We start from the raw sequence: 23,304 nt of genomic DNA on the forward strand, positions 1-23,304 counted from the left end.
GAGCGGGGCGGGACCAGGGATCAGTCCCCGGTCCCGCCCCGCTCTCGTGCGTCGTGGACCGGGGTCAGCGAACCCCGAGCACGAACGGGTGGACCACGGCCGCACCTGCCTGGCGCAGCAGTCGTGCGGCGACCGTCAGGGTCCAACCTGAGTCGGTGTAGTCGTCGACCAGGAGGATCCGTCGTCCCGCGAGCCCTGCCTGGGCGGGGCCGGACAGCTCGAGCTGCAGGCGTTCGACGACCCCGGCCAGGCGCATGGCGGAGTTCACGTCGTGACGGCCGGGCTGCTCCCGACCGGGCACGGGGCCGACCGACCCGACGAAGGGGCGGTCGAGGTAGCGGGCGAGCCCACCGGCCAGGTGCTGGACCAGGTGGGGACGTGTCGCGGACCGGACCGACACCACGCCGTCGAGCAGCAGCCGTCGCTCGGGTGCCGCCTCGGTGCCCTCGTCCACCGCGGGGGCGGCCCCGTCGGCCACGCCGTCGGCGGGAGCCGTCGCGTACAGCGCGTCCCACTCGTCGAGCACGCGCGCGGCCGCGCGGCGCAGGGCGACGGGTGTCTCGCCGTCGGGCACGCCGGGCGCGAAGAGCTCGCGGAGCGGACCTGACCAGCCGAGCCCGTCGAGGCGGGCGACGGCGCGTCCCGGGGACGCGAGCTCCTCGGGGGACAGGCGCCCCTTGAGGTCGAGGCCCATGCGGTCGAGGCCCGTGGGCCACTGGCGCCGGGCGACGACCTCGACGCCCGGGCGGTCCATGTCCGCGCGGGCTGCGGACACGGCCTCGGCGTCCGGGGCCGCGGGCAGGTCCACGCCGCCGCACCGGTCGCAGCGCCCGCACCTCCAGCCGGGCTCGAGCTCGGGGTCGTCGAGCGTCGCACGCAGGAACGCCATGCGGCAGCCTGTCGTCGCTTCGTAGTCGAGCATGGCCTTCTGCTCGGCGAGCCGGGTCTGCTCGACGCGCGCGTAGCGGTCGGCGTCGTACTCCCAGGGCTTGCCGGTCGAGATCCAGCCTCCCTTGACGCGGCGCACCGCGCCGTCGACGTCGAGGACCTTGAGCATGGTCTCCAGGCGCGAGCGCTTGAGGTCGACCTGCGTCTCGAGGGCGGCGACCGACTGCGTGCCGCCCCCGGCCTCGAGGGCCGCGAGCGTCTCGCGGACCTGGCGCTCGGCGGGGAACGCGAGCGAACCGAAGTACTCCCAGATGCGGCGGTCCTCCTCGCCCGGCAGCAGGACCACGACCGCGCTGTCGACGCCACGACCCGCACGCCCGACCTGCTGGTAGTACGCGATGGGCGAGGACGGCGCGCCCAGGTGCACGACGAACGCGAGGTCCGGCTTGTCGAAGCCCATGCCCAGCGCCGAGGTCGCGACGAGGGCCTTGACGCGGTTCTCCTTGAGGTCCGCCTCGAGCTGCTCGCGCTCGGTCGTGTCGGTCTGGCCCGTGTAGGCGGCCACCGCGAGGCCCGTCGCGCGGAGCTGGCTCGCGACCTGCTCGGCGGCCGAGACCGTGAGGCAGTAGACGATCCCCGAGCCGTCGACGTCCTGGAGGGTCTCGGCGAGCCACGCGATGCGGCTCGGCTGGTCCGGCAGGTTCAGGACGGCCAGGTGGAGCGACTCGCGGTCGAGACCGCCGCGCAGCACCAGCACGTCCTCGCGCGGGCCGCCCGGGATCCCCGCGGCCGCCGCGCCGCCTGCCGCGGCGGCGCCTGCCGCGGCGGCGACCGCCGCGCCCGTGACCCCGAGCTGCTCCGCGACGTCCGCGGTCACGCGCTCGTTCGCGGTCGCGGTCGTGGCGAGCACGGGGATGCCCGGGGGCAGGTCCGCGAGCAGGGTGCGGATGCGGCGGTAGTCGGGCCGGAAGTCGTGTCCCCAGTCGGAGATGCAGTGCGCCTCGTCGATCACGACGAGGCCTGCGTCGGCCGCGAGGCGGGGCAGGACCTCGTCGCGGAAACCGGGGTTGTTGAGCCGTTCGGGCGAGCACAGCAGCACGTCGACCTCGCCGGCGGCGATCGCTGCGTGCACCTCGTCCCACTCGGTCATGTTCGAGGAGTTGATCGTCACGGCGCGGATCCCGGCGCGGGCGGCGGCGGAGATCTGGTCGCGCATCAGGGCCAGGAGCGGCGAGACGATGACCGTGGGGCCCGCGCCCCGCGAGCGGAGCAGCGAGGTCGCGACGAAGTACACGGCCGACTTGCCCCACCCCGTGCGCTGGACCACGAGTGCCCTGCGCCGGAACGCGACCAGGGCCTCGATCGCGAGCCACTGGTCGTCGCGCAGCGCGGCGTCCTCGCGTCCGACGAGCCTGCGCAGCGCGGTCTCGGCCTCCTCGCGCAGGTCCTTGCCCTCGAGCAGACCGCGCAGCATGGCGACCTTGGCGAGGCGGGCGGCGTCGGCGGCCGCGGCGGCGTCTGGCGCGGCGTCCACCGGGGGAGCGGTGCCCGTCGCCGCCGGGGACGGCGCGGTGGGGGCCGGTGCACGCCCTGCCACGGCCCGGGTGCGGGGGCCCGCGTCGTCGGGGACCGGGGGCTCGTCGTACAGGTCGGCGGGGGGCTCCGACGCGAAGTCGGGCGGGAGGTCGGCGTACGGGTCGCGCTGGTCACGAGGGAACGAGGTCACCCAGCGATCGTAGGCGCTGGGTGGGACAGCGCGTGGTCGTGCACAGGCCCGGCCCGGTGCGTCCGACGGGAGTCCGTCGCTCGCACCGGGCCTCGGGGTCTGCCACGGGCCGCTCGGGGGCTGGTCAGGAGTGCATGTCCATGACGACGCGCCCGTCGATCTTGCCCTGCTCCATCTCGCTGAAGATGTCGTTGATGTCGCTCAGCGGCCGCACGGTGTAGGTCGGGGTGACCTTGCCGCGCGCGAAGAAGTCCAGGGCCTCGGCCATGTCCTTGCGGGTCCCGACGATCGAGCCGCGGACCGTGAGGCCGAACAGGACGGTCGTGAAGATGTCGAGCGGGAACTTCTCGGGGGGCAGGCCCACGAGCGAGACCGTTCCGCCGCGGCGCAGCGCGCCGACGGCCTGGGGGAACGCGTGGGCGTTGACCGCGGTCACGAGGGCGCCGTGCACGCCGCCCCCGGTCTTCTCCTGGATCTCCGCCGCGGCGTCGGCCGAGGTGGCGGCGTTGACCGTGACCTCGGCACCGTGCTTGCGGGCCAGGGCGAGCTTCTCGTCGTCGACGTCCACGGCCGCGACGCGACGGCCCATCGCGACGGCGTACTGGACGGCGATGTGCCCCAGGCCGCCGATGCCGGAGATCAGGACCCACTCGCCGGGCTTGGTGTCGGTCATCTTGAGGCCCTTGTAGACCGTGACGCCCGCGCACAGGATGGGGCCGACGGCCGAGTCCTCGACGCCGTCCGGGATGATCGGTGCGTAGCGGGAGTCGACGAGCATGTACTGGCCGAACGAGCCGTCGACCGAGTAGCCGCCGTTCTTCTGGTGCGGGCAGAGGGTCTCCCAGCCCGTCTCGCAGTACTCGCACTCGCCGCACGCGCTCCACAGCCAGGCGTTGCCGACCTTGTCGCCGACCTTGACGCGCGTGACCTGGTCGCCGACGGCGACGACGGTCCCGACGCCCTCGTGGCCCGGGACGAACGGCGGGGAGGGCTTGACGGGCCAGTCGCCGTGGGCGGCGTGCAGGTCGGTGTGGCACACGCCCGTGTAGTCGACCTTGACCAGCGCCTCGAGCGGTCCGGGGGTGGGGACCTCGACGTCGTCGATCGTGAGCGGCTGGGCGAACGTGTGGACGACGGCTGCCTTCATGGTGCTCATGACTCTCCTCCAGGAGCGGACACCGGGGTGGGTCGCCCCGTGGTCGACGGGCCGACGGGACGCGCGGCGCGTCCGAGGATGTCCGGCTCTTCGACCGTAGCCGAGACCGCGTCGGAGGGCTCGGTGGGGACGGGGCGGAAAGGGAGAAGGCTTTGTGAAAACTATCACAAGCGTTCCGGGTGCAGGTCAGGCGCCCTTTCGCGAGCGCCCGGACGACCTGCGCCGCTCGACCACGAGCGCGAGCAGCGCCCCGACGAGCGCGACCCACTCGCTCACCGCAGCCGTGACCTGCTGGACCCCGCCGAGCGTCTCCTCGACCGCGAAGAAGCCGACCGTGGTCGAGAGGTAGAAGGCCCCCAGCGTCGCGACGGAGAACCCGACCGCCCCCAGCAGCGGCAGCCAGTGGCGCCACACCAGCACGAGCAGCCCGAGCGCGAAGCCCGCGACCGCGTTGAGCAGGAACAGGGGCCCCACGACCTCGATGTCCCGGTAGCCCTGGACGTACAGGAACAGGTGCACGTCGGCCGAGAGCAGGAGCCCCGCGGCGGTCACGCCGCGCAGCAGCCACGCCCCGCGCGGCAGCGGGGGCGGGGTGGGAGGGGTGCCCGACGCCGGAGAGCGGCCGGGCGTCGACCCGGCGGTGGGAGGAGGTCCGGACGCGTCCATGGGGGGCTCCGAGCGGTCGGGCGCGGGAGGCGAAGGGTCCCGGAGGTCGCGCACGGCGGGCGCCGGACCGAGCCCTCGCGCTCGCGCGTCGCGTCGGTCCCGGTGCTTCAATTGAAGGACCGATCGACCCCGGACGCACGGCGAAGGGTGACCATGGAGACCTCGACCACGCGGGCCACCCCTCGCCCGCACGCGGAGCCCGGCCCGGCGTCGCCCCCCGAACCCGCGACCGAGCAGCTCGCCCGCCGCGCGGCCCAGCCTCTCTCACGCCGCTCGCTCCTCGTGTCCGCCGGTGCCGGAGCGGGGGCCCTGGTGGTCGCCGCGTGCTCGGGCGGCGGCGGGGGCGCGGGGACCTCGGGCGGGACCGGAGGGTCGAGCGCGACGAGCGCGGCGCCGTCGGGCACGGTCGTCACGCCCACGGGCGACGTGCCCGTCGGGGGAGCGGTCTCGGTCCAGGTGGACGGCGCGCCCTACCTCGTGACCCAGCCCGAGGAGGGGACCTTCGAGGCGTTCAGCGCGATCTGCACGCACCAGGGGTGCACGGTCGCCCCCGGGGACGGCGAGCTCGACTGCCCGTGCCACGGGTCCCGCTTCGACCTGTCGACCGGGGACGTGCTCGCCGGGCCGGCGCCCACTCCGCTGCCGCGCCTGGCCGTCACGGTCAGCGGCAGCGACGTCGTCACCGCCTGAACCGCGCAACCGGGAGCATGACCGGACCGACCGGACCGACCGGACCGACCAGCCTGCCCGGCCCGGGCGCACCGCCCGCCTGCCGGACGTTCACCCCTCGTCCACGCACGGTTCGTAGACTGTCCTGGTGACCACTCCACTCCTCGAGTCCCCGGACGGCGCACCCCAGGCGGGTGCCTCCTTCTCGCAGCCCCGCGCGCACGCCGCGCCGGAGGTGCACCTGCCGGTGCGGGCCGAGCACGCGGGGATCGAGCCGTACGGGGCGCCGCAGCTCGACGTGCCCGTGCTGCTCAACGTCAACGAGAACCCCTACGCGCCCTCTCCCGAGGTCGTCGCGACCATCGCCGCGGACGTCGCGGCCGCGGCCGCGACCCTCAACCGCTACCCGGACCGCGACTTCCCGGGGTTGCGCCAGGACCTGGCCGACTACCTCGCGGGCGAGTCGGGCGTGCGCGTGGCCCCCGAGCAGGTCTGGGCCGCGAACGGCTCCAACGAGGTCATGCTGCACCTGCTCCAGGCGTTCGGCGGACCGGGGCGCACGGCCCTGTCCTTCGCTCCCACCTACTCGATGTACCCCGAGTACGCGCGAGACACCTCGACCGCCTGGGTCACCGGCCGGCGCGAGACGGACTTCACGCTCGACCCGGACGCGGCCCGCGCGGCGATCGCCGAGCACGCCCCGTCCGTGATCCTCCTGGCCAGCCCGAACAACCCGACCGGCACGGCCCTGACGCGCGACGTCGTCGAGGCCGTGTGCGAGGCCGCGCTCGCGGTCACGCCCCGCGGCGCCGAGCCCGGCACGTCGGCCGTCGTCGTGGTCGACGAGGCGTACGGCGAGTTCCGCCGCGCGGGCGTCCCCTCGGCGCTCGAGCTGCTCGAGCGCTACCCGAACCTCGCGGTCTCGCGCACCATGTCCAAGGCGTTCGCGCTGGCCGGGGCGCGCGTGGGCTACCTCGCCGCGTCGACCACGCTCGTCGACGCGCTGCGGGTGGTCCGGCTGCCGTACCACCTGTCCGCCGCGACCCAGGCCGTCGCGCGCGCGGCCCTCAAGCACTCGGCGTCCCTCCTGGCCCAGGTCGACGCCCTGCGCGCCGAGCGCGACGCCACGGTCGCGTGGCTGCGGGCCCAGCGTCCGGCGGCCCTGGGGGGCGAGCCCCTGCAGGTCGCGGACTCCGACGCGAACTTCGTCCTGTTCGGCACCTTCCCGGACCGGCACGCGGTCTGGCAGGGCCTGTTGGATCGGGGCGTCCTCATCCGGGAGACTGGTCCCGACGGATGGCTGCGGGTGTCGATCGGCACCCCGCAGGAGATGACGGCGTTCAAGGACGCCCTGGTGGAGGTGGCAGGACTGTGAAGCGCACCGCGCGCATCGAGCGCGCGACGTCGGAGTCGAGCGTGCTCGTCGAGCTGGACCTCGACGGGACCGGGAAGACGGACATCTCGACGACCGTCCCGTTCTACGACCACATGCTGACGGCCCTCGGCAAGCACTCGCTCATCGACCTCACGGTCCGGGCCACGGGCGACACGCACATCGACGCGCACCACACGGTCGAGGACGTCGCGATCACCATCGGCGAGGCGCTCAGGATCGCGCTGGGCGACAAGGCGGGGATCTCGCGCTTCGGCGACGCCATGGTCCCGCTCGACGAGGCGCTCGCGCTCGCGGTCGTGGACGTGTCGGGCCGCCCGTACCTGGTGCACGAGGGTGAGCCCGCAGGGCAGGAGTACCACCTGATCGGTGGGCACTTCACGGGGTCGCTCACGCGCCACGTGCTCGAGTCGATCGCGCACCACGCGGCGATCTGCATCCACGTGCGCGTGCTCTCGGGCCGCGACCCGCACCACATCGTGGAGGCGCAGTTCAAGGCCCTCGCGCGCGCCCTGCGCTTCGCGGTGGCCCCCGACGCCCGGGTCGACGGCATCCCCTCGACCAAGGGCGCCCTGTGAGCCCCGAGCCCACGCTCCCTGCACAGCCCGACGGGACCGAGGGCGGCCACGAGCCGGCCACGGCCCCCGAACCCCGCGACCACGACCCGCGGACGACCGAGACGGACGACATGACCACCCCGCAGAACCCGAACGAGCCCGAGCTGGACCTGGAGATCCCGGACGACATCTCGAGCCTCCTCACCCCTTCCTCCGACCCCGAGGTCGCGGTCCTCGTGACCCAGATCGCGGGCGCCGAGCCCCTCGCCGCGGCGTGCTCGATCGCGCAGGTCGAGGTCGACGCCGTGCCCACCGGCATCGGTGCGCTCGCCGTCCTGCGGGACCGGTCGGGCGACGCCCCCCAGCGTGCCGCGGCCGCGATCTCGACCCTCGTCAAGGGCGTCCCCCTCATCCTCCTCACGCGTCGCGGCGAGCAGATCACCGCGGTCCGCTGGGAGGGCGGGGTCGAGGGCGACGTGCTCGCCCCCGGCCTCGTGCTGGGCGGTGCCCCCGAGGAGCTCGAGGACCTCGTGACGGGGCAGACGACCGTCGCGGACCTCGCGGGCGTCGTGCCCAGCTCGGGGATCTCGCGCTGGAAGGCCATGCGACTGCTCACGGCCTCGGCTCGCAAGGCGCGCAAGAAGTGAGCGAGGGGCCCTCGGTCGTCGTCCTCGACTACGGTTTCGGCAACGTCCGCTCGGCGGTCCGCGCCCTCGAGCGCGTGGGTGCCCGGGTCGAGCTCACCGCGGACCGTGCGCGCGCGTCGGAGGCCGACGGCCTGGTCGTCCCCGGCGTCGGGGCGTTCGCCGCGGTCATGGCCGGCCTCAAGGCCGTGCGCGGCGACCAGATCGTCGAGCGCCGCCTCGCGGGCGGGCGCCCGGTGCTGGGGATCTGCGTCGGCATGCAGGTCATGTTCGACGAGGGGGACGAGCACGGCACCCTCACGGAGGGGCTCGGTGAGTGGCCCGGGATCGTCGACCGCCTCGAGGCGCCCGTGGTCCCGCACATGGGCTGGGACACGGTCGACGTGCCCGACGGCTCGGTGCTGTTCGACGGGATCGCCGACGAACGCTTCTACTTCGTGCACTCCTACGCGGCCCGCCGCTTCCCGCTCGGGGTCGACGAGCCGGTCGGCCCGGCGTTCCGCGCCCCGCTCGTGACGTGGTCCGAGCACGGCGGCCGGTTCGTCGCAGCCGTCGAGAACGGCCCGCTCTCCGCGACGCAGTTCCACCCGGAGAAGTCCGGCGACGCCGGTGCCCGCCTCCTGGAGAACTGGGTCCGCTCGCTCTGAACCCGTGGGCAGGGCTCCGTCCCCGCCCGCCGCACCACCGTGTCAACCACCGTGTCACGGGCGCCCGCACCGCGCGGACCCCGCCCCCAGCCTCGTGAATCCCTCGGAAGGACCTCCTCATGACCGATCGTCTCGTCCTGCTGCCCGCCGTCGACGTCGCCGACGGGCAGGCGGTGCGCCTCGTCCAGGGGGAGGCCGGCTCGGAGACCTCGTACGGCGACCCGCTGTCGGCGGCCCTCGACTGGCAGGCCGGGGGCGCCGAGTGGGTGCACCTGGTGGACCTCGACGCGGCCTTCGGTCGCGGCTCGAACGCCGAGCTCCTGGCCGACGTCGTCGCGCGCCTCGACGTCCAGGTCGAGCTCTCGGGCGGCATCCGGGACGACGAGTCCCTGGCCCGTGCGCTCGCGACAGGGTGCTCGCGCGTCAACCTCGGCACCGCGGCCCTCGAGAACCCCGAGTGGACGGCCAAGGTCATCGCCGAGCACGGCGACGCGATCGCCGTCGGGCTCGACGTGCGCGGCACGACCCTCGCGGCGCGCGGCTGGACGCAGGAGGGAGGGGACCTGTGGGAGGTCCTCGAGCGTCTCGACGCGGCCGGCTGCTCGCGCTACGTCGTGACCGACGTGACCAAGGACGGGACGCTGCGCGGCCCCAACATCGACCTGCTCCGTGAGGTCGCGGCCCGTACCGACGCACCGGTCGTCGCGTCGGGCGGCATCTCGAGCCTCGCGGACCTCGAGGCGCTGCGCGCGCTCGTGGGCGAGGGCATCGAGGGGGCCATCGTCGGCAAGGCCCTGTACGCGGGGGCCTTCACGCTGCCCCAGGCCCTCGACGTGGCAGGCCGTCCGTGACCTCGGCGACGCCCGACCCGCACGCCGGCCACTCCCACGGCACCCCCCACGGGGCGTCGCCGTTCTCGAAGGGGCCCGCCGATCCGGCGTCCGGTGCCCCGGCCCCGTCGGACGGGGCGGGCAAGGCCCTGCCTCCGTCGTCGGGCGTCGCCGACGACGACGGGTCGGCCGACCCCGCGCTGGTCGGGGTCCTCGCCGACTTCGCGGCCGGTGCCGCGAGCCTGACCGAGGTGGTCGCGCAGCTCGCGCGCACGCGCCTGCTCATCCCCGTCCTGGCCGAGCTCGAGAAGTCGGGCGTGGGGGAGCACGGCCAGAAGGTCGACAAGGAGGCCTCGGCCGGCGTCGTCGCGCTCGAGGCCCCGGACGGACGTCGGGCGCTCCCGGTGTTCTCGAGCGTCGCGAGCATGGCCGCCTGGCGGCCCGACGCGCGCCAGGTCCCCGTGGACGCCCCGCGGGCGGCGCTGTCGGCCGTGAGCGAGGACTGGTCGCTCCTGGTCCTCGACCCCGCCGGACCGGTCACGGTCCTCGTGCCGCGGCCCGCGGTGTGGGCCCTCGCGCAGGGCAAGGACTGGGCCCCCGCGGTGATGGACGGCACAGTCGTGCCCGACGTCGCCGCCGCGATCACCGGCGCGGTCCAGGGGATCGAGCACGTCGCGGCCGTGCGCGCCGAGACGGGCCGCAGCGCGGAGGTCGCGGTCGTGCTCTCGATCGACTCGGGGCTCGACCGGCGCGGGCTCGACGCGGTCCTCGCCCGGGTCAACGCGGCCCTCGCGGGCAGTGACGTCGTCTCGGAGCGGGTCGACTCGCTCGAGCTGCGCATCGGGCGCGCAGACTGACCTGCGGTCGCGGTGCCGTCGGGCGCTGCGGCCCGCCGGCGCCGCAGCCCCCGGTCCGACAGGTCCGGTCGTCGCGGCCGCCCCACCCGGGGCGCCCCTGCCGCGCCGACGAGGTCAGCGGCGTCGGCGGCCCAGGACCCACCCGCCGACCACGGCCAGCACCATGGCCACGACCTGGCCACCCAGGATGACCTTGTTGAGGTCGAGGGCCGGGTGCCACCGCGTGCCGTCGGAGCCCACGGCGTACACGCCGACCGGGCGGACCCGGACCCCGAAGCCACCGCCACCGCCTGCACCCTCGCCGGGTCCGTCGCCCGTGCCGTGCTCGGTGCCGGAGGCGGCGTCCGGCGCCCCGTCGGGCGACCCGACGCCGTACCCGTACCCCGTCCCGGTGCCGCCCCAGACCTTCGCCACGGGGATCACGAGGGTCCCGTCGCGCTCGTACGGCTCACCGAACACCTTGCGCACCGAGAAGGCGTCGCTCGCCGCGCGCACGATGAAGGAGGGGTCCGGTCGCCCCGCCGCGTTCTTGCTGCTGTCGCTGCTCATGCCTCGCAGCCTACGAGCAGGGCGGCAGGGTCGCGAAGGCTGACGCGTCGTCGAGCATCGAGCGCAGCGTCGAGACCGGTACGAGGAGTGACGCGTCGGTCGACTTCGCGTAGACCACCCCGATCACCTCGCCGGCCTCGTTGAGCGCGGCCGACCCCGAGCTGCCGGGCTCGACCTGCGCGTCGGTCACGAGGACCTGACCGAGGTTCTCGTGCAGCGGGTCCGTGGCGGTCCCCACGACCTTGCCCTGCGTCACGGTGAGCTGGCCGCCCTCGGGGTAGCCGACGACCGTCACGGTGTCGCCCTGGGCGGGGTCTGCGGCGGCGAGCGTCGGGGCCGAGGGGAGGTCGTCGCTCGTGCGCACGATCGCGAGGTCCGCGAGCCCTGCGGCGCTCGCCGTCTCGACCTGGATGTCACGCCCGTCGTACGTGAGGACCTGGAGCGACTTCGAGCCCTCGACGACGTGCTTGTTGGTGATCAGCGTGCGGTCGTCGAGCGCGAAGCCCGACCCGGTCGACAGCGACGAGCACCCCACGTTGCGGATGCGGACGGCCATGCGCTTGACGGCGTCGAACCCGTCGGGGGAGAGGTTCTCCGACCCCAGGGGCTCGACCTGCGCCGCGAAGCTCGGCACGACCGAGGTGGGCATGGGGCCGGGGAGCTCGGGCAGCGCCCCGCAGCCGGCCGCGAGAGACGCGGCGAGGGCTGCGGTGAGTGTCACCCCGAGGGCCCGACGGCCGCGCGTCGCGGGCCGCGCCCGCCTCATTGGGCGAGCTCCTGCTGCAGCTCGGTGTTGGCGTCCGTCGCGACCTTGCAGAGGTCGTCGACCTGGGTCGCGAAGCGGGCCAGGTCGTCGGGGTTGTACGCGTCACGGTTGTTCAGGTACCCGATGAGCTCGTCCTGCGCGGTGGTGCACTGGCCCAGGGCTGCGGCGACGGTGCCGGCGGCCTCGGAGATGCGGGCCTGGTAGTCGAGGTACTGCTGCGAGGCCACGTTCTCGTCGCCGAGCTGGGCCTTCTCGTTGGCGAGCGCGGTGATGCGGTCCTGGGCGGTCGTGAGCTGGGAGCGGGCGGACTCGAGCTCGGCGTTCGCGCCGTCGAGGTCGGCGCCGAGCTGGGCGACCTGCTCGCCGAGCCCGCGGGACACGGACTCCCACTCGGCGCTGCGGTCCTGCCAGCTCCGGGTCGTCGTCAGGAGGTAGGCGGCGAGCGCCAGGGCCGCCAGGAGCAGCGCGGAGAGCAGCACGATCGCCACGGTCCGGCCGCGCCCGGGCCGGCGGGGCCCCGCGGTGGGTCCGGCCGCCCCGGTGCCGGGCAGGGCCGCGGCGGTCTGGTAGGCCTGGGCCTGGGGTGCAGAGGTCTGCGGGGTGGTGGGGCCGGGCGTGGGAGGTCGGCTCGGCACCGGGCCGGGGTCTCCGCCGGGCGGGGGCACGACGCCGTCGCCCCCGTGCGCGCTGGACGGCGGGGGAGGAACCGGCAGCCCGCCCGACGGGGTGCTCAACTGACCGCGCCCGTGTACTTCTCGCCCGGGCCCTCGCCCAGGGGGTCGGGGTAGACCGAGGCCTCGCGGAAGGCGAGCTGGAGCGAGCGCAGGCCGTCGCGCAGCGAGCGGGCGTGCTGGTTGCCGATGTCGGGGGCCGAGGCCGTGACGAGCGCGGCGAGGGCGTTGATGAGCTTGCGTGCCTCGTCGAGGTCGAGGTGCTCCTTCTCGACGGCGTCCTCGGCGAGGCCGCACTTGACGGCGGCGGCGCTCATGAGGTGGACGGCGGCGGAGGTGATGACCTCGACGGCCGCGACGTCGGCGATGTCCCGGGTGGCGTCCTGGGCGATGGGGTCGTTCTCGGTAGTCATGGTCCCCATCTTTCCAGAGTGGACGGGGAGCCGGGGCCCGTCGTGGACGGCTCGCCGGTCGCTTCGGGTGCGCCCGGCGCGACGCGGGGGCGCACGACCGGCGGCGCGTGACGCCGTCGGGCAGGGCGCAGGGCTTCGCGCGGAATAGTGTGCCAAGCGCCCGCCAGGTCCCGCGACGTGCACGAACGGCCGCGAGGCCGGGCCCGCGCGGCGGACCCGGCCTCCCGGGGTGGTGCAGGGTGACGCGAGAGCTCCTGCCCGACGGCGTCGCGCCGGGCAGGAGCGTCGGCGTCAGGAGTGCGAGGGCTCCGACGTGACGCCCGGCTCGTCGGCCGCTAGCGGGGTGACCTCGAGCGCGGCACGCAGCGCCGCACCGAGGTTCGCGTCCACGTTCGTCCAGTACTGGATCGCGCGCTCGCGGATCGCGATGCTCTGCACGCCGCCCACGGCGCCCGTGATGGTCTCGAGGAAGCGCGCCTTGGCCGCGTCGTCGAAGACCTCACGGTAGAGCGTGCCGGCCTGGCCGAAGTCGTCGTCCTCGGCGTGCAGCGTCGCCGCGGCACGCGTCAGCTCGCCGTCCGACTCCCACGAGCCGACCCCGGCGCGCGCCTCGTCGGCCACGGGGCCGCCCAGGCTGTTCGGGGCGTAGACCGGCGTCGTGGGCGAGCTGAACCCGTGACGCTGGGCGCCGTCCTGCGAGTAGTTGTGCACCGGCGCGGCGTGCGGCGCGTTGACCGGGATCTGGTTGTAGTTGGTGCCCACGCGGTAGCGCTGCGCGTCCGGGTAGGAGAACACGCGGGCCATGAGCATCTTGTCGGGGCTGATGTCGATGCCTGGGACCGTGTTGGCGGGCGAGAACGCCGCCTGCTCGATCTCCGCGAAGAAGTTCTGCGGGTTGCGGTTGAGCGTGTGCGTACCGACCTTGATGAGCGGGTAGTCGGCGTGCGGCCAGACCTTCGTCAGGTCGAACGGGTTGAAGCGGTACGTCTTGGCGTCCTCGTACGGCATGACCTGGACGTGCACGTCCCAGGACGGGAAGCTGCCGGCCTCGATGGCCTCGTACAGGTCGCGGCGGTAGTAGTCCGCGTCGGCGCCCGCGATGAGCTCGGCCTCCGAGCCCTCCATCTCGACGTTGCCCTGGTTCGACGTGAAGTGGTACTTGACCCAGAAGCGCTCGCCCGCCGCGTTGATCCACTGGTAGGTGTGCGAACCGAAGCCCGGCATCTCGCGCCACGAGCGCGGCAGGCCACGGTCACCCATGAGGTAGGTCACCTGGTGCGCGGACTCGGGGGACAGGGTCCAGAAGTCCCACTGCATGTCGGCGTCGCGCAGGCCGGAACCCGGCAGGCGCTTCTGCGAGTGGATGAAGTCGGGGAACTTGATGCCGTCGCGGATGAAGAAGACCGGGGTGTTGTTGCCGACGATGTCGTAGTTGCCCTCGGTCGTGTAGAACTTCACCGAGAAGCCGCGCACGTCGCGCCACGTGTCGGGGGAGCCCTGCTCGCCGGCGACGCTCGAGAAGCGCTGCAGAGTCTCGGTGCGCGCGCCCGGCTGGAACACGGCCGCACGGGTGTACGCCGAGACGTCCTCCGTGACGACGAACTCACCGAACGCGCCGCCGCCCTTGGCGTGCACGATGCGCTCCGGGATGCGCTCGCGGTTGAACTGGGCCAGCTTCTCGACCAGGTAGCGGTCGTGCAGCGCGGTCGCGCCGTCGGCGCCCGCGGTCAGCGAGTGGGCGTCGCTCGGGACGGGCGTACCCGTCTGGGTGGTGGTGAAGGGGGTGTTCGTCATCGTCATCTCCTCCAGGCGGAGCACGGGGCCCTGTGCCTGCGTTGTGGGTAGGGGGCGGTGGGGACGGTGCTCCGGGGAGCGGTGAAGAGAGCTGTGGGGGTGCGGGCCGTCAGGCCGCGCAGTCGGGGCACAGGCCCCAGTAGGTGACCTCGGCGGTGTCGATCGTGAAGCCGTTGCTGCCGCTCGGGGTCAGGCACGGGGCGTGCCCGACGGCGCAGTCGATGTCCGCGACGGCGCCGCACGAGCGACACACCACGTGGTGGTGGTTGTCGCCCAGCCGGCGCTCGTAGCGCGCGGGGTGGCCCGCGGGCTCGATCCGACGCAGCAGACCGTGCTCGGTGAGCGTGTTCAGGACGTCGTACACCGCCTGGACGGACACCGAGCCCAGAGCCTCGCGCGTCGCGCGCAGCACGTCCTCGGCGTTGGCGTGCTGCTGCCGTGCGACGACGTCGAGGACCGCGAGACGTGCAGCCGTGACACGCAGCCCGCTGTCGCGGAGCTCGGTCTCGTTGTCCGCTGGGCGGACCTGCTTCTCGGTGGGCATGCCGCCACAGTACCCGTTTTCTGGAAGAGTTCCAATCTTGGAGGCTCTCCAGTGGGTAGCGTGGGCGCAGGGGCGCGCCCGGTGGGCACCGGTGCGCGGGCTGTCGCGCTTGGCGCGGCGGGCGCCGTCGGGTCGCCCGACGGTGCGTGCTATTCTTGGTGGCTGACCGACCCGTAGGTTCTCGACGAGGCTCCAGATGGTGCTTCGGAGGGTGGACTACGGGTGCGCAAAGTGGATTCCATCCCACCTGAGCTTCAACTGCTGACGATCGTCACGACAGAGGCCGGGTCTCGGTCCGGAGCGTCGCCGTTCTTCACGGTGGCGCGACGGTGTGTTCGTCGCACCCGCGACGACCCGATCGATGGCCTCCTCCCTGCGCTCTGGGACGGGGGCCTTTCCCGTTCCTGGTGGTCTACCGACGACTTCCTAGGAGCATCACATCAGCGAGCCTCGCATCAACGATCGGATCCGTGTCCCCGAGGTCCGACTTGTCGGCCCAGGTGGGGAGCAGGTCGGCGTCGTCCGCATTGAGGTCGCCCTGAGCCTTGCCCAGGACGCTGACCTCGACCTGGTGGAGGTCGCCCCCGACGCACGCCCGCCGGTGTGCAAGCTCATGGACTACGGCAAGTTCAAGTACGAGTCGGACATGAAGGCCCGTGAGGCTCGCCGGAACCAGGCGAACACGGTCCTCAAGGAGATCCGCTTCCGTCTGAAGATCGACCCGCACGACTACGGCACCAAGAAGGGCCACGTCGAGCGCTTCCTCGCCGCGGGCGACAAGGTCAAGGTCATGATCATGTTCCGTGGCCGCGAGCAGTCGCGCCCGGAGATGGGTATCCGTCTCCTGCAGCGCCTCGCGGAGGACGTCTCGGAGCTCGGCTTCGTGGAGAGCGCGCCCAAGCAGGACGGGCGCAACATGATCATGGTGCTCGGCCCGGTCAAGAAGAAGGCCGAGGCCAAGAACGAGCAGCGCAAGCGCGCTCAGGAGGCCGAGCCGAAGACGGCGAAGACCGACCCCCGGCCCGCGCCCGTCGAGGTCTCCGAGGAGCCCGCGGACGGCGGTGACGTGCCCTTCGAGGTGCAGGTCGCCGAGGCCGCGGAGATGGTCGAGTCCGCCGAGGCCGCAGCAGCGGCCAAGGCAGCCGCAGCTCCCGAGCCCGCCCCGGCCCCTGCCGCCGCTCCCGCAGCAGCCCCCAAGGCCGCTGCACCCAAGGCCGCGCCCCGCGCGTCGGCTCCCAAGGCTCCTGCGCCCAAGGCCGCTGCCCCGGCAGCACCGGCGGCAGCGCCCAAGCCCGCGGCGGCTCCCAAGCCGGTCGCGGTGCCCAAGCCGGCCGCCATGCCCAAGCCCCCGGCTCCCCGGCCGGCAGCGCCCAAGCCCGGCACGGCGTCCAAGCCGAAGCCGGGCGGCAAGTCCAGCTGACCAACTGACACCGAGCCAGGCCCACCGGCCACGGCCCGAACACGTCGGATCCCTCCCGGGATCTCGACCAGACAAAGGAGAAACGGCAGCCATGCCGAAGAACAAGACGCACTCCGGCGCCAAGAAGCGGTTCCGCATCACCGGCAGCGGCAAGGTCATGCGCGAGCAGGCCAACAAGCGCCACCTGCTCGAGCACAAGTCGAGCACGCGCACGCGTCGCCTGTCTGCTGACCAGGTCGTCGCCCCCGCAGACGTCAAGAAGATCAAGAAGCTGCTCGGTAAGTGATCTGCCTGGTGGTCGCGCCCCGGCGCTGACCATCGCTGAATCCCTACCTGAGCCCCGAACTGCAAGGAGCATCACGTGGCACGCGTGAAGCGGGCGGTCAACGCCCAGAAGAAGCGCCGTACAACTCTCGAGCGCGCTGCGGGTTACCGCGGCCAGCGTTCGCGTCTCTACCGGAAGGCGAAGGAGCAGGTCACCCACTCCCTCGTCTACTCCTACCGTGACCGCAAGGCGCGCAAGGGCGACTTCCGTCGTCTGTGGATCCAGCGCATCAACGCTGCGTCCCGCGCCCAGGGCCTGACGTACAACCGCCTCATCCAGGGCCTCAAGGCTGCTGGCATCGAGGTCGACCGTCGCGTCCTCGCCGACCTCGCGGTCAACGACGTCACCGTCTTCAACGCGCTCGTCCAGGCCGCGAAGGACGCGCTGCCCACCGATGTGAACGCCCCGAAGGCTGCTGCCTGATCATCGAGCAGCGACTCTTCTCACCGGACGCCCGCACAGTGAACGATCTGTCCTCAGGTCGCCCCGTACCGTTCTTCCGTCGAGTTCCCGAGGTCTCGAACCCTCGGAGCGACCGGGTCAAGGCGGTACGGGCACTGTCCGGGCGTTCGGCGCGTTCCCGCCACGGGCAGTTCCTCGTGGAGGGCCCTCAGGGCGTGCGCGAGGCCGTCCGGCACGGCGCGCACCTGGTGCGCGACGTGTACGTGACCTCGTCGGCTGCCGAGCGGTACGCGGAGATCGTCGACGACGCCCTCGACCAGCACCTGCACGTGCACCTCACGACGCCCGAGGCGTTCGAGGCCATGAGCACGGACGCCCAGGGCATCCTGGCGGTCGCACGGACGCAGGAGGTCACGCTCGCGAGCGAGGCCGCCAGGTCCCCGCGGCTCGTCGCGATCCTCGCCACGGTGCGGGACCCCGGCAACGCGGGCACCGTCATCCGTGCCGCGGACGCCGCCGGCGCGGACCTCGTGGTCCTCGCGGGCGAGAGCGTCGACGTCCACAACCCCAAGGTCGTGCGCTCCACGGCGGGGTCCTTGTTCCACGTCCCGGTCGTGACCGGCGTGAGCCTCGCGGAGACCGTCGATGCGCTGCGCGCCGCCGGGCTAACCGTCCTGGCCGCGGACGGCAACGGTGACCACGACCTCGACGACCTGCTCGACGTCGCAGGATCGGCACCGGCAGGTTCGCCCGACCTCGAGCGGCCCACCGCGTGGGTCTTCGGCAACGAGGCATGGGGGCTCCCTCCCGAGGACCGCGAGCTGGCCGACGCCGTGGTGAGCGTCCCGATCCGTGGCCAGGCCGAGTCGCTCAACCTCGCCACGGCCGCCACGGTCTGCCTGTACGCGTCGAGCCGGGCGCACCGACCACGTCCCGTCGGCACCACCGCCACGACCGCCGACGTGGACGAGGCCCGGTGAGGGGACGGTCCGTGCGACTGTTCGCTGCCCTCTACCCCTCCGACGAGGCCCTCGACCACCTGGGGCTCGCGCTGTCCGCCCTCGGGGCGGTGGCCCTCGACGACGGCCGTCCGTCGTTGCGCTGGACCCCGCGGGAGCTCATGCACCTCACGGTCGCGTTCTTCGGCGAGGTCGCCGACGGCGCGGCCGACGACCTGGGCGTGGCGCTCGACGGGGTGGCGCGGTCCGCGGCCCCTCTCTCGCTGCACCTGCGGGGGGCGGGGACCTTCGAGGACCGCATCCTGTTCGCGGGAGTGGGTGGCGACGCCGAGGCTCTGCGACGCCTGAGCGCCGGGACCGCGGAGGCGGCCTCCGACGTCGGGCTGCGGCTCGACCGGAGGCCCCGGCAGCGCGCCCACCTGACCGTGGCGCGTGCCTCCGGGCCGCGCAAGACGTCCCGCCGGAAGACCGATCCCCGGCCCACGGGCCCCGGGCCGGCCGAGCTGGCGCACGCGCTGGCCGTCTACGAGGGTCCGCGGTTCACCGCCGACGAGCTCTGCCTGGTGGAGTCGACCCCGGGGGCCGGCCGCAGCGGAGCCCCCCTGTACGAGGTCGTGCGGACCTTCCCCCTGGGCGAGGCTCAGCCCGAGGACCGGTGACCGGTCCCTCGGGCGCGCGGGGGAGGGTGTGGGACGATGAGGGCATGCAGCGCGATGATCGCCGATTTACGTGGCCCGCTCGAGGGCCGCGCGGCTGACGCTGCGCACGTCGACCAGGGGACGCCGCGTGGTGTCCCCGGATCGACCGGTCGTGCCCCGGCGGGCGCTCTAGAATCTTCAGTTGGACGCGCGAGGTGACCTCTGCGCGTCCGGTCCCGATCCCGCCAGGAAGGCACGCATGTCCACCCCTGATCCGGTCCAGCCCGCTGCGCCCTCGCCCCTCGACGGTCCCGCGCTCGAGGCCGTCCTGTCCGAGGCCCTCGCCGCGGTCGAGTCAGCCCGCGACCTCGACGAGCTCAAGACGGTGCGCCTCGAGCACACCGGCGACCGCAGCGCCCTCGCTCTCGCGAACCGCCAGATCGGCCAGCTCGCGCCCGCCGACAAGGCCGCCGCGGGCAAGCTCCTCGGCCCGATCCGCGGCCGCCTGAACCAGGCTCTCGCCGCCCGCACCCAGGTCCTCGAGGCCGAGCGCGACGAGCGCGTCCTGGTCGAGGAGTCGGTCGACGTGACGCTCCCCGTCGACCGCGCCCCCGCCGGTGCCCGCCACCCGCTCGAGACGCTCCAGGAGCGCGCCGCCGACTTCTTCACGGCCATGGGCTGGGAGATCGCCGAAGGGCCGGAGATCGAGGCCGAGTGGTTCAACTTCGACGCCCTGAACTTCGGACCGGACCACCCGGCCCGCCAGATGCAGGACACGTTCTTCCTCCAGGCTCCCGCGAGACCCGACGGTGAGCCCGGTGAGCCCTCGAACCTGGTGCTGCGCACGCACACCTCGCCCGTGCAGGCCCGCACGCTCCTCGAGCGCGAGCTGCCCGTGTACATCGCGTGCCCGGGCAAGGTGTTCCGCACCGACGAGCTCGACGCGACGCACACGCCCGTGTTCCACCAGGTCGAGGGGCTCGCGGTCGACAAGGGCCTGACCATGGCACACCTGCTCGGCACCCTGGACCACTTCGCGAAGGCGATGTTCGGCCCCGAGGCCCGTACGCGGCTGCGCCCGTCGTTCTTCCCGTTCACCGAGCCCAGCGCCGAGATGGACCTGTGGTTCCCCCAGAAGAAGGGCGGGGCCGGCTGGATCGAGTGGGGTGGCTGCGGCATGGTCAACCCGAACGTCCTGCGCTCCGCAGGGATCGACCCCGAGGTCTACTCGGGCTTCGCGTTCGGCATGGGCATCGAGCGCACGCTCATGCTGCGCCACGGAATTGCTGACATGCACGACATGGTGGAGGGCGACGTCCGCTTCTCGACCCAGTTCGGAATGGGGATCTGATGCCGAACATCGTCATCGACTGGCTCGGCGACCACGTCGAGCTTCCGGCCGACCTGACGGCCGAGACGCTGGCCGCCGCGCTCGTGAAGGTGGGCCTGGAGGAGGAGGCGATCCACGGGTCGTCCGTCACGGGGCCGCTCGTCGTGGGCCAGGTCGTCTCGGTCGAGCCCGAGGAGCAGAAGAACGGCAAGGTCATCAACTGGTGCCAGGTCGACGTCGGGGCGCACAACGTCGACGGTGTCCCGGTGGCCGAGGGAGGGACCCCGCGCGGGATCATCTGCGGTGCGCACAACTTCGGCCCGGGTGACCGCGTCGTCGTCGCGCTGCCCGGTGCGGTGCTGCCCGGACCGTTCCCCATCGCGAGCCGCAAGACCTACGGGCACGTCTCCGACGGCATGATCTGCTCGGCCAAGGAGCTCGGCCTGGGGCAGGACCACGACGGCATCATCGTGCTCGACCGCTACGGGTACTCCCCGGAGACCGGGTACGACACGACGCCCGGTACGGACGCGCTCGAGCTCCTGGGCCTCGGCGACGAGGTCCTCGAGATCAACGTGACCCCGGACCGCGGGTACTGCTTCTCCTACCGCGGCGTCGCGCGCGAGTACTCGCACTCCACGGGAGCAGCCTTCACCGACCGCGGCCTGCCGACGGGCGACCTGCCGGGCGTCACGCCCGACGGCTTCCCGGTCGAGGTCGAGGACGGCGCCCCGATCCACGGCGTGACCGGCTGCGACCGGTTCGTCACGCGCATCGTGCGGGGCATCGACCCGCAGGCCCCGACCCCGGCGTGGATGCAGCGCCGCCTGACGCAGGCGGGCATGCGTCCCATCTCCCTCGCCGTCGACATCACGAACTACGTCATGCTGGACCTCGGTCAGCCGCTGCACGCCTACGACCTCGCCAAGGTCGCGGGGCCGGTCGTCGTGCGCCGGGCGCACGCGGGGGAGCGGCACACCACGCTCGACGGCGTCGACCGCCGCCTCGACGTCGAGGACCTGCTCATCACGGACTCGCCGGAGGGCGTCCGCGGATCGCGCGTGCTCGGGATCGCGGGTGTCATGGGCGGGGCGTCGAGCGAGGTCAGCGAGACCACGACCGACGTCCTGGTCGAGGCCGCTCACTTCGACCCGATCACGGTCGCCCGCTCGGCGCGGCGCCACAAGCTCCCGACCGAGGCCGCCAAGCGCTTCGAGCGCGGCGCGGACCCGGCGCTGCCGCCCGTCGCGGCCCAGCGCGTGGTCGAGCTGCTCGTGGAGCTCGGCGGCGGCACCGTGGACGAGGCCGTGAGCGACCTCAACACGGTCCCGCCCGTCACGCCGATCGTCTTCCCGATCCACGAGGCCGAGCGTCTCGTGGGTGTCCCGTACACCTCGGAGCAGGTGCGCGGCGTCCTCACGGAGATCGGCTGCACGGTCCGCGACCTCGACGGCGGCACGACCCTCGAGGTCACCCCGCCCACGTGGCGCCCGGACCTGACGGGGTCCGCGGAGCTCGTCGAGGAGATCGCCCGTCTCGTGGGCTACGACAAGATCCCGTCGGTCCTGCCGCCCGCGCCCGCGGGGCGTGGGCTGACGACCTCGCAGCAGCTGCGCCGCTCGGTCGCCCGCGCCCTTGCGGAGGCCGGGTTCGTCGAGACGCTCAGCTACCCGTTCGTGAACCCGCAGTCGCACGACGACCTGCGGCTGCCCGCGGACGACGACCGTCGCCGCGCGCTGCGCCTGGTCAACCCCCTCGCGGACGACCACCCCGAGATGCGCACGAACCTGCTGACGACGCTGCTCGGCACGCTCAAGCGCAACGTGGGACGCGGCAACGCGGACCTCGCGATCTTCGAGATCGGCCTCGTGACGCGTCCCGTCGTCGGTGCGCCGGCGGCTCCCCAGCTGCCGGGCGGCGTCCGTCCGAGCGAGCAGGACCTCGCCACGCTGCAGGCCGCGGTGCCGCCGCAGCCGCGCCGGGTCGCGGGCGTCCTGACCGGCCAGCGCGTGGCCTCGGGCTGGTGGGGGGCCGGCCGCGCCGCGGACTGGACGGACGCGCTCGCCGCCGCCGAGCTGGTCGCCGAGCGGGTGGGCACTCGGGTGGAGGTCGTCGCGGACCACGACCACGCGCCGTGGCACCCCGGGCGCACGGCGAGGCTCGAGCTGACGGACGGGACCGTCGTCGGGCACGCGGGAGAGCTGCACCCCAAGGTGCTCGAGACGCTCGGCCTGCCTGCGCGGACCGTGGCGTTCGAGGTCGACCTCGACGCGCTCGTCGCCGCTGCGCCGGGCAAGCCTGTCCAGGCGACGCCCGTCTCGTCGTTCCCGCTCGCGAAGGAGGACCTGGCGCTCGTCGTCGACGACTCCGTGCCGGCCGCGGCCGTGCGCGCCGCGATCGAGGAGGGCGCGGGCGAGCTGCTCGAGGACGTCGCGCTCTTCGACGTCTACACCGGCCCCCAGGTGGGCGAGGGCAAGAAGTCCCTCGCGTTCTCCCTGCGCCTGCGCGGCACCGACCGGACGCTGACCGCGGAGGACTCCGCGGCCGTGCGTGCGGCCGCGGTCGCCGTGGCGCACGAGAAGGTCGGGGCCGAGCTCCGTGGCTGACGTCACCACCGTGGCCCCCGCGCGCACCGCCCTCGTCACGGGTGGTGCGCGCGGCATCGGCCGCGCGGTCGTGCTGGGGCTCGCCGACGCGGGCCTCGACGTCGCCGTCCTGGGACGCGATGCGTCCCGCGTGGACGACGTCGTCGCGGAGGTCCGTGCACGGGGTCGCCGGGCCGTGGCGCTGGTCGCGGACGTCGGCGCCGTCGAGGCGGTCGACTCCGCGGTCGCTCGTGCCGAGGCCGAGCTGGGCGGGATCGACCTCCTGGTCAACAACGCCGGGCGCATCGACGCCGAGGTCCCGCTGTGGGAGGCCGACCCCGACGAGTGGTGGTCCGTGATGGAGACCAACCTGCGTGGTCCGTTCCTGCTCGCGCGTGCGGTCGTCCCCGGGATGCTCGCGCGCGGCGGCGGCCGGGTCGTCGACCTGAACTCCGGCGCGGGCTCGCACGACATGGACGGCGCGACCGCGTACAACGCGAGCAAGACCGCGCTGCTGCGCCTGGGCTCGAACCTGCACGCGTCGGGGCACGCGCGGGGGCTGCGGACGTTCGAGGTCGCTCCCGGGGTGGTCCGGACCGACCTGACGGCGTCCATGGACATGCACGTGGGGCGCACCGAGTGGACGCCCGTGGAGCGGACCGTCGAGATGGTCGTCGCGATCGCGCGCGGCGAGCTCGACGCGTGGTCGGGCACGTTCGTGCGGGTCACGCACGACTCGCCCGCGTCCCTGCGCGCGGCCGCCTCGGGGGCCACCGGGGACGCGGACGCCGTGCCCGGCCCGGAGGCACGTCGACTGCGTGTGACGCGCTACGGCGACGACGACCCGATGCCGGGGGCGCTGCCGGCGCGCTGAC

General features: G+C 73.6%; 23 protein-coding genes and 1 pseudogene. 15 read left to right on the forward strand and 9 right to left on the reverse strand.

Translation table 11 applies throughout. From position 1 onward, the window contains the following. Window positions 1-64: 64 nt before the first annotated feature. The 3 genes from H9623_RS01395 to H9623_RS01405 all read right to left on the reverse strand — a co-directional run bounded on the left by H9623_RS01395 (window position 65) and on the right by H9623_RS01405 (window position 4,436). Complete coding sequence (locus H9623_RS01395; RefSeq protein ID WP_193718350.1) at window positions 65-2,362, reverse strand: DEAD/DEAH box helicase; 2,298 nt, start codon at window positions 2,360-2,362, stop codon at window positions 65-67. Window positions 2,363-2,738: 376 nt separating this feature from the next. Further along, a complete protein-coding gene (gene adhP / locus H9623_RS01400) occupies window positions 2,739-3,770 on the reverse strand; it encodes an alcohol dehydrogenase AdhP (protein WP_193718282.1) in 1,032 nt (343 codons plus the stop codon). 186 nt (window positions 3,771-3,956) lie between these two features. Further along, entirely contained in the window at window positions 3,957-4,436 is a 480-nt protein-coding gene (locus H9623_RS01405; RefSeq protein ID WP_227747952.1) for a hypothetical protein, read from the reverse strand. Window positions 4,437-4,589: 153 nt separating this feature from the next. Between H9623_RS01405 and H9623_RS19735 the strand changes: the two genes are divergently transcribed. From H9623_RS19735 to H9623_RS01440, 7 genes are all read left to right on the forward strand, one after another. Further along, complete coding sequence (locus H9623_RS19735; RefSeq protein ID WP_193718283.1) at window positions 4,590-5,126, forward strand: Rieske (2Fe-2S) protein; 537 nt, start codon at window positions 4,590-4,592, stop codon at window positions 5,124-5,126. Between the two features lie 214 nt (window positions 5,127-5,340). Beyond that, on the forward strand, window positions 5,341-6,480 hold the full coding sequence (locus H9623_RS01415) for a histidinol-phosphate transaminase (RefSeq protein ID WP_193718352.1): 1,140 nt from the start codon (window positions 5,341-5,343) through the stop codon (window positions 6,478-6,480). Continuing rightward, a complete protein-coding gene (gene hisB, locus H9623_RS01420; protein ID WP_193718284.1) occupies window positions 6,477-7,076 on the forward strand; it encodes an imidazoleglycerol-phosphate dehydratase HisB in 600 nt (199 codons plus the stop codon). The genes H9623_RS01415 and hisB overlap by 4 nt, the downstream gene beginning before the upstream one ends. Next, window positions 7,073-7,702: a hypothetical protein gene (locus H9623_RS01425; RefSeq protein WP_321575198.1), complete on the forward strand. Its 630-nt coding sequence runs from the start codon at window positions 7,073-7,075 to the stop codon at window positions 7,700-7,702. Before hisB ends, H9623_RS01425 begins: the two co-directional genes overlap by 4 nt. Next, complete coding sequence (gene hisH / locus H9623_RS01430; protein ID WP_193718285.1) at window positions 7,699-8,346, forward strand: imidazole glycerol phosphate synthase subunit HisH; 648 nt, start codon at window positions 7,699-7,701, stop codon at window positions 8,344-8,346. Before H9623_RS01425 ends, hisH begins: the two co-directional genes overlap by 4 nt. A 119-nt stretch (window positions 8,347-8,465) precedes the next feature. Beyond that, window positions 8,466-9,197 carry a bifunctional 1-(5-phosphoribosyl)-5-((5-phosphoribosylamino)methylideneamino)imidazole-4-carboxamide isomerase/phosphoribosylanthranilate isomerase PriA gene (gene priA / locus H9623_RS01435; RefSeq protein WP_193718286.1) on the forward strand — a complete coding sequence of 244 codons (732 nt, stop codon included), beginning with the start codon at window positions 8,466-8,468 and terminating at the stop codon, window positions 9,195-9,197. Further along, a complete protein-coding gene (locus tag H9623_RS01440) occupies window positions 9,194-10,033 on the forward strand; it encodes an SseB family protein (protein ID WP_321575200.1) in 840 nt (279 codons plus the stop codon). Before priA ends, H9623_RS01440 begins: the two co-directional genes overlap by 4 nt. A 114-nt stretch (window positions 10,034-10,147) precedes the next feature. On the opposite strand, the gene H9623_RS01445 is transcribed toward H9623_RS01440, so the two are convergent. From H9623_RS01445 to H9623_RS01470, 6 genes are all read right to left on the reverse strand, one after another. Continuing rightward, window positions 10,148-10,582 (reverse strand): spore germination protein GerW family protein, encoded by a 435-nt coding sequence (locus H9623_RS01445; protein WP_193718287.1) that lies wholly within the window; start codon window positions 10,580-10,582, stop codon window positions 10,148-10,150. 10 nt (window positions 10,583-10,592) lie between these two features. After that, window positions 10,593-11,303: a S1C family serine protease gene (locus H9623_RS01450; RefSeq protein WP_321575201.1), complete on the reverse strand. Its 711-nt coding sequence runs from the start codon at window positions 11,301-11,303 to the stop codon at window positions 10,593-10,595. Window positions 11,304-11,344: 41 nt separating this feature from the next. Continuing rightward, window positions 11,345-11,983 carry an efflux RND transporter periplasmic adaptor subunit gene (locus H9623_RS01455; RefSeq protein ID WP_321575202.1) on the reverse strand — a complete coding sequence of 213 codons (639 nt, stop codon included), beginning with the start codon at window positions 11,981-11,983 and terminating at the stop codon, window positions 11,345-11,347. Window positions 11,984-12,078: 95 nt separating this feature from the next. Beyond that, window positions 12,079-12,441 (reverse strand): DUF1844 domain-containing protein, encoded by a 363-nt coding sequence (locus tag H9623_RS01460; protein ID WP_193718289.1) that lies wholly within the window; start codon window positions 12,439-12,441, stop codon window positions 12,079-12,081. Window positions 12,442-12,723: 282 nt separating this feature from the next. Next, the gene (locus tag H9623_RS01465; RefSeq protein ID WP_321575203.1) at window positions 12,724-14,226 is read right to left on the reverse strand and encodes a catalase; all 1,503 of its coding nucleotides are present in this window, start codon (window positions 14,224-14,226) and stop codon (window positions 12,724-12,726) included. Between the two features lie 109 nt (window positions 14,227-14,335). Then, a complete protein-coding gene (locus H9623_RS01470; RefSeq protein ID WP_193718291.1) occupies window positions 14,336-14,770 on the reverse strand; it encodes a Fur family transcriptional regulator in 435 nt (144 codons plus the stop codon). A 439-nt stretch (window positions 14,771-15,209) separates the two neighbouring features. Between H9623_RS01470 and infC the strand changes: the two are divergent. The 8 genes and pseudogenes from infC to H9623_RS01510 form a co-directional block, all read left to right on the forward strand. After that, window positions 15,210-15,764 (forward strand): annotated as a pseudogene (gene infC, locus H9623_RS19185) (translation initiation factor IF-3); the annotation flags it as partial. Between the two features lie 517 nt (window positions 15,765-16,281). Next, the gene (rpmI, locus tag H9623_RS01480) at window positions 16,282-16,476 is read left to right on the forward strand and encodes a 50S ribosomal protein L35 (RefSeq protein WP_030150472.1); all 195 of its coding nucleotides are present in this window, start codon (window positions 16,282-16,284) and stop codon (window positions 16,474-16,476) included. 75 nt (window positions 16,477-16,551) lie between these two features. Beyond that, window positions 16,552-16,938, forward strand: a complete 387-nt coding sequence (gene rplT / locus H9623_RS01485) for a 50S ribosomal protein L20 (protein ID WP_193718292.1) — start codon at window positions 16,552-16,554, stop codon at window positions 16,936-16,938. A 47-nt stretch (window positions 16,939-16,985) separates the two neighbouring features. Then, a complete protein-coding gene (locus H9623_RS01490; RefSeq protein ID WP_193718357.1) occupies window positions 16,986-17,897 on the forward strand; it encodes a TrmH family RNA methyltransferase in 912 nt (303 codons plus the stop codon). Window positions 17,898-17,908: 11 nt separating this feature from the next. Further along, window positions 17,909-18,535 (forward strand): RNA 2',3'-cyclic phosphodiesterase, encoded by a 627-nt coding sequence (thpR, locus tag H9623_RS01495; RefSeq protein WP_193718293.1) that lies wholly within the window; start codon window positions 17,909-17,911, stop codon window positions 18,533-18,535. A 238-nt stretch (window positions 18,536-18,773) separates the two neighbouring features. Continuing rightward, entirely contained in the window at window positions 18,774-19,865 is a 1,092-nt protein-coding gene (gene pheS / locus H9623_RS01500; protein ID WP_193718294.1) for a phenylalanine--tRNA ligase subunit alpha, read from the forward strand. Beyond that, window positions 19,865-22,450 (forward strand): phenylalanine--tRNA ligase subunit beta, encoded by a 2,586-nt coding sequence (gene pheT / locus H9623_RS01505; RefSeq protein WP_193718295.1) that lies wholly within the window; start codon window positions 19,865-19,867, stop codon window positions 22,448-22,450. The genes pheS and pheT overlap by 1 nt, the downstream gene beginning before the upstream one ends. Continuing rightward, window positions 22,443-23,303 carry an SDR family NAD(P)-dependent oxidoreductase gene (locus H9623_RS01510; protein ID WP_193718296.1) on the forward strand — a complete coding sequence of 287 codons (861 nt, stop codon included), beginning with the start codon at window positions 22,443-22,445 and terminating at the stop codon, window positions 23,301-23,303. The genes pheT and H9623_RS01510 overlap by 8 nt, the downstream gene beginning before the upstream one ends. Window position 23,304: the final 1 nt, after the last annotated feature.

This window comes from Oerskovia douganii, assembly GCF_015142735.1.
GTDB classification, from domain to species: Bacteria; Actinomycetota; Actinomycetes; order Actinomycetales; family Cellulomonadaceae; genus Oerskovia; species Oerskovia douganii.

Excerpts from the sequence above, each read along its gene's own strand:
- priA (WP_193718286.1), top strand. The coding sequence starts at position 8,466 with ATGACCGATCGTCTCGTCCTGCTGCCCGCCGTCGACGTCGCCGACGGG.
- H9623_RS01460 (WP_193718289.1), bottom strand. The coding sequence starts at position 12,441 with ATGGGGACCATGACTACCGAGAACGACCCCATCGCCCAGGACGCCACC.
- adhP (WP_193718282.1), bottom strand. The coding sequence starts at position 3,770 with ATGAGCACCATGAAGGCAGCCGTCGTCCACACGTTCGCCCAGCCGCTC.
- H9623_RS01470 (WP_193718291.1), bottom strand. The coding sequence starts at position 14,770 with ATGCCCACCGAGAAGCAGGTCCGCCCAGCGGACAACGAGACCGAGCTC.
- rpmI (WP_030150472.1), top strand. The coding sequence starts at position 16,282 with ATGCCGAAGAACAAGACGCACTCCGGCGCCAAGAAGCGGTTCCGCATC.
- H9623_RS19735 (WP_193718283.1), top strand. The coding sequence starts at position 4,590 with ATGGAGACCTCGACCACGCGGGCCACCCCTCGCCCGCACGCGGAGCCC.
- H9623_RS01445 (WP_193718287.1), bottom strand. The coding sequence starts at position 10,582 with ATGAGCAGCGACAGCAGCAAGAACGCGGCGGGGCGACCGGACCCCTCC.
- H9623_RS01405 (WP_227747952.1), bottom strand. The coding sequence starts at position 4,436 with ATGGACGCGTCCGGACCTCCTCCCACCGCCGGGTCGACGCCCGGCCGC.
- pheS (WP_193718294.1), top strand. The coding sequence starts at position 18,774 with ATGTCCACCCCTGATCCGGTCCAGCCCGCTGCGCCCTCGCCCCTCGAC.
- H9623_RS01465 (WP_321575203.1), bottom strand. The coding sequence starts at position 14,226 with ATGACGAACACCCCCTTCACCACCACCCAGACGGGTACGCCCGTCCCG.
- H9623_RS01395 (WP_193718350.1), bottom strand. The coding sequence starts at position 2,362 with ATGCTGCGCGGTCTGCTCGAGGGCAAGGACCTGCGCGAGGAGGCCGAG.
- pheT (WP_193718295.1), top strand. The coding sequence starts at position 19,865 with ATGCCGAACATCGTCATCGACTGGCTCGGCGACCACGTCGAGCTTCCG.